At 64.0% G+C, this 12,770-nt stretch carries 13 protein-coding genes and 1 tRNA gene; 9 read left to right on the top strand and 5 right to left on the bottom strand.

Annotated elements, in window-relative coordinates:
- Positions 1-2: 2 nt before the first annotated feature.
- Genes CPY97_RS12570 through CPY97_RS12560 form a run of 3 tightly spaced genes read right to left on the bottom strand, consistent with a single transcriptional unit; the run spans position 3 to position 2,904 of the window.
- Positions 3-812, bottom strand: a complete 810-nt coding sequence (locus tag CPY97_RS12570; RefSeq protein ID WP_096423125.1) for an ABC transporter permease — start codon at positions 810-812, stop codon at positions 3-5.
- Positions 809-1,690: an ABC transporter ATP-binding protein gene (locus tag CPY97_RS12565; protein ID WP_161494136.1), complete on the bottom strand. Its 882-nt coding sequence runs from the start codon at positions 1,688-1,690 to the stop codon at positions 809-811. Before CPY97_RS12565 ends, CPY97_RS12570 begins: the two co-directional genes overlap by 4 nt.
- Positions 1,691-1,695: 5 nt before the next feature.
- The gene (locus CPY97_RS12560; protein ID WP_096423123.1) at positions 1,696-2,904 is read right to left on the bottom strand and encodes a pyridoxal phosphate-dependent aminotransferase; all 1,209 of its coding nucleotides are present in this window, start codon (positions 2,902-2,904) and stop codon (positions 1,696-1,698) included.
- A gap of 151 nt (positions 2,905-3,055) precedes the next feature.
- On the opposite strand from CPY97_RS12560, the gene CPY97_RS12555 reads away from it, so the two are divergent.
- The 5 genes from CPY97_RS12555 (at position 3,056) to rplA (ending at position 5,721) form a co-directional block, all read left to right on the top strand.
- Positions 3,056-3,128, top strand: a tRNA-Trp gene (locus tag CPY97_RS12555).
- Between the two features lie 44 nt (positions 3,129-3,172).
- The gene (gene secE, locus CPY97_RS12550; protein ID WP_096423122.1) at positions 3,173-3,445 is read left to right on the top strand and encodes a preprotein translocase subunit SecE; all 273 of its coding nucleotides are present in this window, start codon (positions 3,173-3,175) and stop codon (positions 3,443-3,445) included.
- Between the two features lie 43 nt (positions 3,446-3,488).
- The gene (gene nusG / locus CPY97_RS12545; RefSeq protein WP_096423121.1) at positions 3,489-4,424 is read left to right on the top strand and encodes a transcription termination/antitermination protein NusG; all 936 of its coding nucleotides are present in this window, start codon (positions 3,489-3,491) and stop codon (positions 4,422-4,424) included.
- 99 nt (positions 4,425-4,523) lie between these two features.
- Positions 4,524-4,952, top strand: coding sequence for a 50S ribosomal protein L11 (rplK, locus tag CPY97_RS12540; protein ID WP_096423120.1), 429 nt, complete (start codon positions 4,524-4,526; stop codon positions 4,950-4,952).
- Positions 4,953-5,031: 79 nt separating this feature from the next.
- On the top strand, positions 5,032-5,721 hold the full coding sequence (gene rplA, locus CPY97_RS12535; RefSeq protein WP_096423119.1) for a 50S ribosomal protein L1: 690 nt from the start codon (positions 5,032-5,034) through the stop codon (positions 5,719-5,721).
- 105 nt (positions 5,722-5,826) lie between these two features.
- Here rplA and CPY97_RS12530 read toward each other — a convergent pair whose 3' ends face one another.
- Together CPY97_RS12530 and CPY97_RS12525 are read right to left on the bottom strand one after the other, a co-directional pair.
- Positions 5,827-6,789, bottom strand: coding sequence for an NADP-dependent oxidoreductase (locus CPY97_RS12530; protein ID WP_331716213.1), 963 nt, complete (start codon positions 6,787-6,789; stop codon positions 5,827-5,829).
- 327 nt (positions 6,790-7,116) lie between these two features.
- Positions 7,117-8,298: an ROK family transcriptional regulator gene (locus tag CPY97_RS12525; RefSeq protein ID WP_096423687.1), complete on the bottom strand. Its 1,182-nt coding sequence runs from the start codon at positions 8,296-8,298 to the stop codon at positions 7,117-7,119.
- Between the two features lie 191 nt (positions 8,299-8,489).
- On the opposite strand from CPY97_RS12525, the gene CPY97_RS12520 reads away from it, so the two are divergent.
- From CPY97_RS12520 to CPY97_RS12505, 4 genes are all read left to right on the top strand, one after another.
- Positions 8,490-9,533, top strand: coding sequence for a zinc-dependent alcohol dehydrogenase family protein (locus CPY97_RS12520; protein ID WP_096423118.1), 1,044 nt, complete (start codon positions 8,490-8,492; stop codon positions 9,531-9,533).
- A gap of 88 nt (positions 9,534-9,621) precedes the next feature.
- Positions 9,622-10,977 (top strand): ABC transporter substrate-binding protein, encoded by a 1,356-nt coding sequence (locus tag CPY97_RS12515; RefSeq protein WP_161494135.1) that lies wholly within the window; start codon positions 9,622-9,624, stop codon positions 10,975-10,977.
- Positions 10,978-11,078: 101 nt separating this feature from the next.
- Positions 11,079-11,909, top strand: a complete 831-nt coding sequence (locus CPY97_RS12510; RefSeq protein ID WP_161494134.1) for a carbohydrate ABC transporter permease — start codon at positions 11,079-11,081, stop codon at positions 11,907-11,909.
- Between the two features lie 68 nt (positions 11,910-11,977).
- Positions 11,978-12,766 carry a carbohydrate ABC transporter permease gene (locus CPY97_RS12505; RefSeq protein WP_161494133.1) on the top strand — a complete coding sequence of 263 codons (789 nt, stop codon included), beginning with the start codon at positions 11,978-11,980 and terminating at the stop codon, positions 12,764-12,766.
- Positions 12,767-12,770 lie beyond the last annotated feature (4 nt).

Raw genomic sequence — 12,770 nt, 5'->3', positions numbered from 1 at the left:
GACTACTGGTTCTTCCGCACCCAGCGGAACGTGAGGGCGGTCAACACGAGGCCGACGACGAACCAGATGCCGAGCGCGAGCGCGATGCCGGGCAGGTTCCACGTCTCGTTCGGTTCGAGCACGACCAATTCGTCGGGCAGGAAGACGCTGCGCATGCCCTGCGCCATCCACTTGACGGGGAAGAAGCCGGCCACCTGCTGCAGCCACTCGGGCAGGTCGCTGAAGCGCAGGAAGATGCCCGAAATGAACTGCAGCACGAGCACGATCGGGATCACGACCGCCGTCGCGGAGGCGCCGCTGCGGGGCACGCTCGACAGCGCGATGCCGAGGATCGCCGACGTGGTCACGCCGAGCAGGAAGATCCACGCGAACTGGCCCCACAGTGCCGGATCCTCGGGCAGCGGCACCCGGAAGACGGTGAACGCGAGGACGAGCAGCACGATCGCCTGCAGGATTCCCGTGGTGAGCGCCTGCCCGATCTTGCCGATGAAGTAGCTCATGACCGGCAGCGGCGAGCCGGCAAGGCGCTTCAGGGTGCCGTTCGACTTCTCGACCGCGATGTCGATCGCGAGATTCTGGAGGCCGCTCAGCAGCACTCCCGCCGCGAGCATCGCGGGCAGGAAGAACCAGGCGGCCGTGATCTCGTCGCCGTCGGCGGTCTGGCCGAAGTTCGCCTCGCTGAACGAGACCGAGAAGATCGTCAGCAGCACGACGGGGAAGAGGAACGTGAAGAACACCGTGTCGCCCTGGCGGAAGTACGCCCGCACCTCGTAGCCGACGCGCAGCGCGCCGAGCCGCAGCGCCCGGGTCATGACGCCACCTCCTGGCCGAGGTCGGCGGCGTGCTCGTGGCCGACGAGGTCGAGGTAGACGTCCTCCAGGCTCGGGCGGATCACCTCGAGGCTCTCCGGCTCCGGCCCCAGCCGGTCGATGAGCGACGCGACGAGCGCGCCCGGCGTCGCCGTGCGCTCCTCGCGGGTCTCGCCGTTCTCGACCCACCGCACGATCGGGATGCGCGCATCCGCTCCGCCGAGGGAATCGATCGGCGCGATGTCCACCATTCCTCCACCGGCGATCACGCCGGCCCGGTCGCCGAGCTGGGCCGCCTCGTCGAGGTAGTGGGTGGTGAGCACGATGGTCGTGCCCTCCGACTGCAGGGTGCGCACGAGCTGCCAGAAGCTGCGGCGCGCTTCGGGATCGAAGCCGGTGGTCGGTTCGTCCAAGAACAGCAGTTCGGGGCGGCCAATGATGCCGACCGCGACGTCGACGCGGCGGCGCTGGCCGCCCGACAGCTTGCGAATGAGCGAGTCCGCCTTGTGCTCGAGCCCGACCGCCGCGATCACCTCGTCGACGTCGCGGGGGTTCGGGTACAGGGCGGCGAAGTGGGTGAGCTGCTCGCGCACCGTGACGGCGCCCGTCTCGCCGCTCGACTGCAGCACGATGCCGAGCCGCGCCTTCCAGTCGAGGCTCGCCCGCCACGGGTCGGTGCCGAGCACGCGCACCTCGCCGGAAGTGCGCTCCCGGTAGCCCTCGAGAATCTCGATCGTGGTCGACTTGCCGGCGCCGTTCGGGCCGAGCAGGGCGAAGGTCTCGCCGCGGTGGATGTCGAAGCTGATGCCGTCAACGGCTGCGACGTGGCCGTAGGTCTTGCGCAGCTCGCGCACCTCGATGACGTTCTCGTGCGCGGACACGATGCCTACTCTGCGCCGAACAGGCGCTGCAGGCGCTGGATACCCTCGAGCAGCTCGGCGTCGCCGAGCGCGTAGCTGAAGCGCAGGTAGCCGCTCGGGCCGAACGCCTCTCCGGGAACCGCCGCGACCTCGGCCTTCTCGAGAATCAGGTCGGCGAGCTCGAGCGAGGTCGTCGGTGTGACGCCCTCCCACTCGCGGTTCAGCAGCCCCGTCACGTCGGGGTACACGTAGAAGGCGCCGGTCGGCGTGGGGGTGACCATGCCCGGGATGCGGTTCAGCTCCGCAACCGCCACCTTCCGTCGCCGGTCGAATGCCTCGCGCATGGTCGCCACCGCATCCTGCGGGCCGGTCAGGGCCGCAATCGCCGCGCGCTGCGACACGTTCGCGACGTTCGACGACAGGTGCGACTGCAGGTTCGCGGCGGCCGCGATCGCATCCTGCGGGCCGACCATCCAGCCCACTCGCCATCCGGTCATCGCGTACGTCTTCGCGACCCCGTTGACGAGGATGCACGTGTCGGCAAGCGCGGGAACCGCCTCGACGATCGACACCGCCTTCTCGCCGTCGTAGGTCAGCGCCTGGTAGATCTCGTCGGTGATGACCCAGATGCCGTGTTCGAGCGCCCACTCGCCGATGGCGCGGGTCTGCTCGGGGCTGTAGACCGAACCGGTGGGGTTCGAGGGGCTGACGAACAGCAGCACCTTGGTGCGCTCGGTGCGCGCGGCCTCGAGTTGCTCGACCGTGACGAGGTAGTTCTGGTCGGCGCCCGCGAACACCTCCACGGGTACGCCGCCGGCCAGCCGAACGACCTCGGGGTAGGTGGTCCAGTACGGCGCGGGCAGCAGCACCTCGTCGCCATCGTCGACGATGGTCTGGAAGGCCTGGTAGACGGCCTGCTTGCCACCGTTCGTGACGATCACCTGGCCGGGGCTGACCTCCAGGCCGGAGTCGCGGAGCGTCTTCTGGGCGATCGCCTCGCGCAGATCGGGGAGGCCCGCGGCCGGCGTATAGCGGTGGTTCTTGACGTCGTGCGTCGCGGCGGCGGCGGCCTCGACGATGTGCTCGGGGGTGGCGAAGTCGGGCTCCCCCGCCGCGTAGCTGATGACGGGGCGGCCGGCGGCCTTCAGCGCCTTGGCCTTCGCATCGACCTTGAGAGTGGCCGATTCGCTGATGGCGGCGATACGACGGGCGATGCGGGAGTGGGTCGGAGCCATGACGGAAGTCTAGTGAGCGGTCGGTTGGACGCGCCCCGATCGGTCGCCTACACTGGGGCGCGGTAGTTGAACTCTGCCATGCTTTGTCGTGCCGTCGACCGAATCCCCGGTCGGGTCGCATGCAGACCAGGTTCAGGTTCAACCCCCGCAAAGGGCGGTGGCTCAATTGGTAGAGCAGCGGTCTCCAAAACCGCAGGTTGCAGGTTCGAGTCCTGTCCGCCCTGCAAAGCACGAATGTCGTGCACACCGAGGAAGGGTGAACTAACACGTGGCCAGGAACGCCGTCGACGAACCCAATGAGGACATCGTCGCCAATGCCAAGAAGGAGCGCGCCGAAAAGCGCGGCCCCTTCGGCCGTCTGGCGCTGTTCATCCGCCAGGTCTTCAACGAACTGAGCAAGGTCGTCACCCCGACCCGCCGCGAGCTGATCACGTTCACGCTCGTCGTGCTCGTGTTCGTCATCATCATGATGGCGATCGTCTCCGGCCTCGACATTGTCTTCGGTACCCTCGTGGGCTTTGTGTTCGGTGGCGCGGTCTAGCACCGCCCCGACCACCACCCACCCGCAAACGGAAAGAGAACTTGTGAGCGACAAACTGCCGCGCGACATCGACCTCGCGACCGCAGCCGAGCAGTCGAGCGAGGAAGACGAGGCCCAGGAGGGCAACGTCCTCGACTCGCAGATTCACTCGGCTGACCCGGCCGAGCACAACGCGATGCACATCGTCGATGAGTCGGCCGAGCCCGACCTCGATGGCCTGCTCGACGCTCTCGAGAACGCCGCCGACCCTGAGGCCGACGCCGTCGTCAACGACGCCCTCGACATCGACTCGGCCCAGGAGGCCGACGCCGCCTACGAGGCAACGCACGACGAGTCGGAAGAGGACGAGGCAGAGGCCGAGGTCGACCCCTACGAAGACTTCAAGCTTGAGCTGCGCATGAAGCCCGGCAAGTGGTACGTCGTGCACTCGTACGCCGGGTTCGAAAAGCGCGTGAAGTCGAACATCGAGTCGCGCCGCATCTCGATGAACATGGAGGAGAGCATCTACGAGGTGCAGGTCCCCATGGAGGACGTCGTCGAGATCAAGAACGGTCAGCGCAAGCTCGTCAACCGCGTGCGCATCCCCAGCTACGTGCTCGTGCGCATGGACCTGAACGAAGACAGCTGGTCGGTCGTTCGCCACACGCCGGGCGTCACCGGGTTCGTCGGCAACGCCCACAACCCGACCCCGCTGCGCTTCGACGAGGCGTTCAACATGCTGAAGTCGACCGTGCAGGTTGCGGAGGCCCCGGCCAAGCCCGGCGCGCAGAAGACCGGCGGTCAGGCCGCCCGCGTCATCCCCGCCGAGGTCGACTTCGAGATCGGCGAGACCATCACGATCAAGGAGGGCTCGTTCGCCGGGCTCCCCGGCACGATCAACGAGATCAAGCCCGAGAGCGGCAAGCTCACCGTGCTCGTCTCACTCTTCGAGCGCGAAACCCCGGTCGAGCTCTCGTTCGACCAGGTCACCAAGCTCTAGCGACACAGAAACCACCGCGGCGCGCAACGGGCGCGTATGCGGGAGCGCAGCATCCATCGAATCATTCGGGGGATGCGGCACGACAGTAAGGAAAGAAACATGGCACCGAAGAAGAAGGTTTCGGGTCTCATCAAGCTGCAGATCCAGGCCGGCGCCGCCAACCCCGCCCCGCCGATTGGTCCGGCGCTCGGTCAGCACGGCGTCAACATCATGGAGTTCTGCAAGGCGTACAACGCGGCGACCGAGTCGCAGCGCGGCAACGTCATTCCGGTTGAGATCACCGTGTACGAGGACCGCTCGTTCACGTTCATCCTGAAGACCCCGCCGGCGGCGGAGCTCATCAAGAAGGCGGCGGGCGTGAACAAGGGCTCGTCGACCCCCCACACCGTGAAGGTGGCCAAGATCACCCGCGACCAGGTTCGCGCGATCGCCGAGCAGAAGCAGGCTGACCTCAACGCGAACGACATCGACGCGGCCGAGAAGATCATCGCCGGCACCGCCCGCAGCATGGGCATCACCGTCGAGTAATCGGCGCCTCACACACCTTCACTCAGCGGGAGAGCCAGCCAGGCTCGTCAACCGCGAACTCACGTACAGGAGACACAACATGGCACAAAAGTCCAAGGCTTACCGGGCCGCGGCCGAGAAGATCGAGCCCGGCAAGTACTACACCCCGGCCGAAGCCGTCGCGGTTGCCCGCGAAACCGGCTCGAAGAAGATGGATTCGACCGTCGAGGTCGCGCTGAAGCTCGGCGTCGACCCCCGCAAGGCCGACCAGATGGTGCGGGGCACCGTCAACCTGCCCCACGGCACCGGCAAGACCGCCCGCGTCATCGTGTTCGCCACCGGCCCCGCGGCCGAAGCGGCGATCGCGGCCGGCGCTGACGAGGTCGGCGGCGCCGAACTCATCGAGAAGGTCGCCGGCGGCTACACCGCCTTCGACTCGGCCGTCTCGACGCCCGAGCTCATGGGCCAGGTCGGACGCCTCGGTAAGGTTCTCGGCCCCCGTGGCCTCATGCCGAACCCCAAGACCGGCACCGTGACCCCCGACGTCGCGAAGGCCGTGACCGACATCAAGGGCGGAAAGATCGAGTTTCGCGTCGACAAGCACGCCAACGTGCACTTCGTCGTGGGCAAGACCGGCTTCACCACCGAGCAGCTGCAGGAGAACATCCAGGCCGCGCTCGACGAGGTCGTTCGCCTGAAGCCGTCGAGTTCGAAGGGCCGCTACATCCAGAAGGGGTCGGTTTCGACCACCTTCGGCCCGGGCATCCCGCTCGACGTCAACGTTTTCTAGTCGAGCGCGCGGGTGACCGCGCTGCACGATCCGCGAGGGCCCCGCTTCGGCGGGGCCCTCGTCGTTTTCGGGAGGGCGCGGGGTCGCTCGGCCGGGCGACCGCGGCTACTCGGCGACGGTGAGGACGAGCTTTCCGCGCACGTGGCCGCCTTCCAGCAGCCGGTGGGCGTCGGCCGCCTCGGTTAGCGGGAAGGTGCGGTCGACGTGCACGCGCAGGTCGCCCGAGTCGATGAGTCGCGCGATGACGGCGAGCGTCGACCCGGAGGGGGCGACGCGGTACCCCGTGGCGCGCACGCCGGCGGCCGCGGCTTCCTCCTCCATCGTTGACCAGCTGCCCGTCGGCGCGTTGACCAGCAGCCCGCCCGGCCGGAGGACGCGCAGCGACCGCGACCCCGTGTCGTCGTGCACGTTGCCGATGAGGTCGATGACGACGTCGACCTCGTCGATCGCGTCCTCGAACCGCTCGGCGGTGTAGTCGATGACCCGTGAGGCCCCAAGTTCGTGCAGCCAGCCGACGTTGCGTTGCGACGCGGTGGCGGTGACGCGCGCGCCGAAGTAGGCGGCGAGCTGCACCGCGAAGTGACCGACGCCTCCGGCGCCCGCGTGGATGAGCATCCGTTGCCCGTCGTGGGCGCGCGCGACATCGACGACCATGCCCCAGGCGGTGAGCGCGGCGAGTGGCACGGCGGCTGCCTCGACGTGGCTCAGTGTTGTCGGCGCCGGGGTGAGGAACGCCTCGGGCACGACGGCGTACTCGGCGTACGTTCCGTCGAACCGGGGCACCATGGTCATGCCGTACACGCGCCGCCCCGGCTGGAGGGGGTGCGCCTGATAGGGCGATTCGACGACCTCGCCGCACAGGTCGTAGCCGAGGATCGCCGGGTACTGGCGGATCGCCGCCGACACTCCGCGCCCTGACCGCGTCTTCGCGTCGATCGGGTTGACCCCGGCAGCGAGCACCTTCACGAGCACTTCGGCGTTGGCGCGCACCGGCATCGGTGCGTCGATTGACTGCAGCACCTCCGGCCCGCCGATCTCGGTCATCGCCACCGCGCGCATCGTGGTCATCCCCGCACCTGCCGTTCCTGGTCGCCGCGTCATTGCATTCCCATTGTGTCGTGCACGTGTTTCGCGCGTGTCACGGCCGCGCGGCCCGGGGGTGAACGGGGGAGGGCCCGAGGGCGACGTCCGTCGTGATCGCGGGCCAGCATCCCATCAAGGAACGTAGGTGGCAGTTTGCGCCAAGGGGTAGCTCACGTAGAGGGCAAACAAGTCGTTTATGAAAGGATCCGAGCCTTACCTCCTACACCGTGGCTGTCCCGCATACGGGAGGAGTCTTGTGATCGCACCCACTCGTGAGTACGAACGGTCAGAGTCCGCCCGGAGTCGGAGGCATCACGCGCGGGGAGAGTCCGATTCCAGGGCTCCGTTGGCGAGGGCGTATTCGATAGCAAGGATGCCCGCTCCGACAATCCCGGCGTCCGCGCCTGTGCGCGATTGGACGATCGTCAAGTGTTCAGTCGCGAGCGGAATCGACCGGCTGTAGACAACTTCCCGCACGCCGGCCAAGAGGTGCTCGCCAGCTTGAGCCATGAGGCCCCCGATCGCAACGACAGAGGGGTTGACGATGCTGACGCACGTCGCCAGGACCTCTCCAATGTCGCGTCCCGCTTGACGGACTGCTTGGATTGCCTCAACGTCGCCTGATCGCACGAGTTCGACGACATCGCCGCCGGTCTTTGTGCTTCGACCGGTCGCATGCAGCCTTCTCGCGATCGCGGGGCCTGAAGCCACGGCTTCAAGACACCCGACGTTGCCGCAGTGGCAAGGTATCCCCGCTCCGCTGTTGACAGGAATATGGCCTATGTCACCGGCGATTCCATTGGCACCGCGTTGTAGCTTGCCGCTGGCGATGATGCCCGCGCCAATGCCGGTGGCGACCTTCACAAACACCAGGTCTTGCACGTCTTTCCATTGAGCGCTCTGCTCTCCCAGAGCCATCATGTTGACGTCGTTGTCAACGAGTACGGGAACGTCGATAGTCTCGCTAACCCATCCGGGCACGTCGAAGCCGTCCCAACCCGGCATGATCGGGGGTGTGGATGGTCGGCCGGTGTCGTGCTCGACGGGACCCGGTAGCCCGATGCCAACTCCCAGAAGGTCCTCAGGCCCTCGTCCAATCGAAGTGAGGAGCTGGAGTCCCGCATTCACAACGCTGCCCAGCACGTCCTGAGGGCCACTTGAAATCGCAATCTGATGTCGATCTTGGACAACGACTCCTCCGGAGAGGTCGCCGATGGCGATGGTCGCGTGGCTCGCGCCGAGGTCTATCCCTATGACCAGGCGAGCATCCGGTACCAGAGCGAACTGGGATGGAGGACGGCCGCCGGTCGATTGCGCGTCAGCGATCGGTGCGACTAGACCTAGTGCCATGAGCGCTTCGACTCGCGTGGCGACGGTCGAGCGTGCGAGCCCCGTGATGGCGGCAAGTTCCGCCCGTGTTCGAGGCTTTCCGTCCCGAATGATGTCGAACAGCACACTCAAGTCACGGCTCGCGAAAGGACCCCCGTTTTGCATTTTGACCACGAGTTAATTCTACGGGCCAGATCAAGTGTGGCCAATATCAGCGTCTTCAGCAGGCGAGCATGCGACTTTTACCGAAACACTTGCAAAAGATGACCAAGACGTGTCACCATGATCCTGACCCCAGCCACTACGGCGCGCGATGATGCGAGTCATCTCCGTCGCCTGTTGACGTCAGGAGAGAGATGACACTCACGATGAAGGCTGTTCGGCTGCACGGCCCCGGTGACCTTCGACTCGACGACGTGCCGGTGCCTTTTCCGGGCCACGGCGAAGTCCGTATCGCGGTCTGGAGAAGCGGCATCTGCGGCACAGACCTGCACATCGCCAAAGGGACCTTTCCGGCTCCTAACCTTCCGTTGACGCTGGGCCACGAGTTTTCCGGAGTCGTTGATGCCGTGGGGCCTGGTGTGGACGGCATTCACGAAGGTGCGCAGGTGGTGGCCGACATCAACGTGTCTTGCGGGCACTGCTACTACTGCACGCGAGGACAGAAGCTCTTCTGTCCCGCGGTCGCCCAATTGGGTGTTCATCGTGCGGGCGGGCTCGCCGAATATGTCCTGGCGCCCGCGACGAACATTCATGTTCTTCCGAACGGAATTGACCTCGACGCGGCAGCCTATGTCGAACCCCTGGCATGTGCGATCCACGGACAGGATCGAATCGGCATCAATGTAGGGGAGACCGTACTGGTAATCGGTGGAGGACCCATGGGCCTTGCGCACATCGTCCTAGCCCGGCTCAATGGCGCGAGCCGCGTCATTGTCTCCGAGCCTGATGCAACTCGCCGAGCGCTCGCAGCTGACTTGGGAGCAGACGACGTCATCAATCCTCTTGCCTCTGACATCGAACTCTCGCTCCCCGAACTGACCAGCGGGGTGGGACCCGATGTGGTCATCGAAGCGGTCGGAAGCGTGCGCACCTACGAGACAGCTGTGGCTCTCGTTCGCCGGGGGGGTCGAATACTCGCTTATGGTGCCGCGCCCCAGGACGCATCCATGACTCTGCGCCCGTTTGACATCTATTCAAAAGAACTCACGATCGTTGGATCCTACGCAGGTACCTACGACACGTGGCCCCGAGCAATCGCTCTCATCGCCCAAGGCCGATTCGCCCCCGCCAAGATCGTGGATTCGATTCGTCCTCTCAGCGAAGCCGTCGACGCCATCAAGGCACTTGAGCATGATCGCTCCACGATCAAGGTCCACATTTCCATCGCCGACCGATGAAGGCACGTCTGCTTCCATTTCTCGGCTTCTCGTTTACTCCATTTCGCATCCACCCATCACCAACAGTCAGAACATAAGGAGGCACCACATGAAGAAACCTCTGAGTCGTCCGGCCAGGACTCGCGCCATCGTCGGCGTGACTCTGGCGTCGGCCCTCATCGCAACCGGCTGCGCAGCCGGCACTCCGGAATCAAGTGGCGATCAGGTAACCCTGAACGCAATCTTTCTTCCCGCCACGTGGGGCACAGTTGTCGCTGAACAACTCGCTCCCCAATACGAGGAGGAGACCGGTGTGCGCGTCAATGTCGAACTCATTGGTCGCGATGCGATTTACGAGCGAATGGCCACCTTGTTCGCGAGTCAGGACTCGAGCTATGACATCTTCAACCTCGACTACAACTGGATTCCGGACTTTGGAACCGGCGGGCACCTAGTAGCTCTCGACAGTGCGCTGACACCGGAAGATCGAGAGGACTTCCTTCCCCTGGCCCTCGACGTTTCGACGTGGGACGGGGAGCTGCTCGGTATTCCTCAGACGGTCCACCCTGCAGTGCTGTGGTACAACTCCGCGCTGTATGCAGACGAGGAGACCCGAGATGACTACCTTGCGGAGACAGGCGTCGAGTTGGCACCACCCGCCACTATGGACGAGTGGCTGCAGCAAGTCGTGTTTTTCGATGGCCGCGTCTTCGAGGGTCAGGAACTCTCCGGTTGGGCGGCGCAAGCGGCCCGCGGGTTTGGGAACGTGCACACCTGGCTCAGTTTCGCATTCAGCTATGACTGCAAACCCTTTAACGACGACTACACCGAGTCGACCCTGAGCACCCCGGAGTGTATCGAAGCGACCGAGCGCTGGGCAGAGATGATGCAGTACATGCCCGCGGGCGCCAATGAGTTCACGTATGACAACGTGACAGCTGCCGCACAGCAAGGCACCATTGCCACTGCCGTTCAGTGGTCATGGGGTCAGTTCGCTGTGGATGACCCGTCGAACTCCCAGACGGTTGGTCAATGGGATGTCGTTGAGATGCCGGAGGGGCCTCGCGGAACGAGTGCTGGACACCTTGCCGCCTGGACAATTTCGGTGTCGAAGTATTCTGAGAACATCGACGAAGCGATCAAGTTCGTTACCTGGCTCCAGACACAAGAGAACGATGTGTTCCAGGCATCGAATGGTGCGGGAGATCCTGTTCGCATCTCGAGCTACTCGAGTCCAGAACTGCTAGACCAGACGCTCGAAGGCACCGATGTGTTGCGGTTCCGCCGTCTGCCGGTCGTGCTCGACGCTATGCAGACCGCCCAGCCACGACCTCTCTTCCCCGGTCAGGAAAGCTGGGAAACAGTGCTCAGCACGGAACTGAGCGCGATCTCGCTGGGACAGCGGTCTGTCGAAGAGGGCTTGGCCCGAGCGGACGAGACCCAAAATCGGGCCTTCTCCCAGTGATGTCAATAGCCTCGCGCTCCACACGCGGTGCCCGACCTGCAAGGCAGGTCGGGCACCGCCCGGGGGGTCGCCAGACGTTCCATTGGGGCCGCTGGCTCGCGATGTCGCCTGGCCTGCTTTTTCTCGCGGCGATCGCGATCTATCCGACGATCTATTCTCTGGTGCTCTCGTTCACGCAGTGGAGGATCACAACCGGGGACGCGCCAAGATTTGTCGGCTTCGACAACTACTCGCAAATCCTCGCGGACCCGGCCTTCTGGAACTCGGTACGGGTTACTTTCACCTTCGTGGTCTTCTCAGTAGCGATCGAGTTCGCCCTGGCTTTCCTCCTGGCACTTGTCTTCTTCCGTGGTTTGCCGGGTGAAAAGATCATGCGATCCCTCATCCTTTTGCCGATGTTGTGCGCTCCCGTCGTCATCGGACTCCTCGCACGTTTCTCGCTAGAGCCCAACTTCGGCATCGTCAATCAGCTGATGCGCTCAGTCGGTCTGCCTACCACGGAATTCCTTGGGAGCCCCGATTTGGCGCTGCCTACACTGATTGCTATCGACATCTGGCAGTGGACGCCCTTCCTATTTCTCATATTTCTTGCAGCGATGCAGGGCATACCCGAGGACATTATTGAGGCGTCGAAGCTGGATGGGGCCACCTGGCCGCGTATCGTCTGGCATCAGTTTTTGCCCCTGCTCAAGTACCCGATCATGGTGGGCCTTCTTCTGCGCCTAATTGACACGTTCCGTGTCTATGACATCGTCTTCATGACGACCCGGGGCGGCCCGATTGACGTGACGTCGACCATGTCCTGGCAGATATACGACGTCGGGTTCCGGTCCTTCACTATTTCCTATGCGGCGGCATATTCATGGCTCATGCTCATCATCGTCCTCACGATGATGAACTTCCTGATTCGACGAATGGCGGTGAGAGCATGACTGCCCTGAGCAGTGTGGAGTCCCGTAGACGTCGTTTGCGGGGACGCCGAGCGGCCGTTGGCATAAGAATGGCAATCGCGATCAGCGCCACCATGGTTTTCATCGCTCCGATTTTGTGGATGGTCACGACCGCGTTCAAGACCGGCAATCAGGCGTTCAGTGCCGACGTTCAGTGGTTCTTCATTCCGACTTTGGACAACTTCGCTCGGGTGCTAACCGGCTCGAACTTCTCCTTTGCTCTGGTGAACAGCCTGCAGGTCTCGATATTTTCATCATTTATTGCCATCGTTCTCGCGTCCGGTATCGCGTACCCACTCGCTCGCTTTGATATTCGGGGCAAAGCGGGAATCGCTGGAACAATTCTCTCCTTTCGTATCATCCCACCGATTGTCACGATCATTCCGCTCTTCTTGGTAATGAGGACTATTGGGCTGAATGGAACGCTTGCTTCTATAATCATTCTTCATGTATTCATGAACCTTCCGCTCGCGGTCTGGCTGCTGAGGGGCTTCTTCGAGGATGTTCCGAAGGAAATTGAGGAGGCCGCGCACATCGACGGGCTAGGACACGTCCAGACATTCGTTCGAATCGTCGTGCCGCTAGCTATGCCAGGCATCGCGGCGACAGCGCTTCTCTGCTTTGTCTTCTCATGGAATGAGTTCTTGTTTGCCAGCATCCTTTCCAGCGCGGGCAGCCAGACAGTCACGGTTGCGCTTACTCAGTATGTGACGCCAGTCGGAACTCAATGGACGCAGATCATGGCGGCTGGAACTCTCGTCGCGATTCCGGTTTGGATCGCCGCGTTGAGCGCACAGAAGTACCTGGTTCGTGGGTTGACTTTCGGTGCTGTGAAGTAATTCC

The sequence above is a fragment of the Microcella alkaliphila genome, assembly GCF_002355395.1.
Taxonomy (GTDB): Bacteria; Actinomycetota; Actinomycetes; order Actinomycetales; family Microbacteriaceae; genus Microcella; species Microcella alkaliphila_A.
The sequence above is the reverse complement of the archived record's forward strand: the minus strand, read 5'-3'. Positions and strand labels throughout refer to the sequence as shown.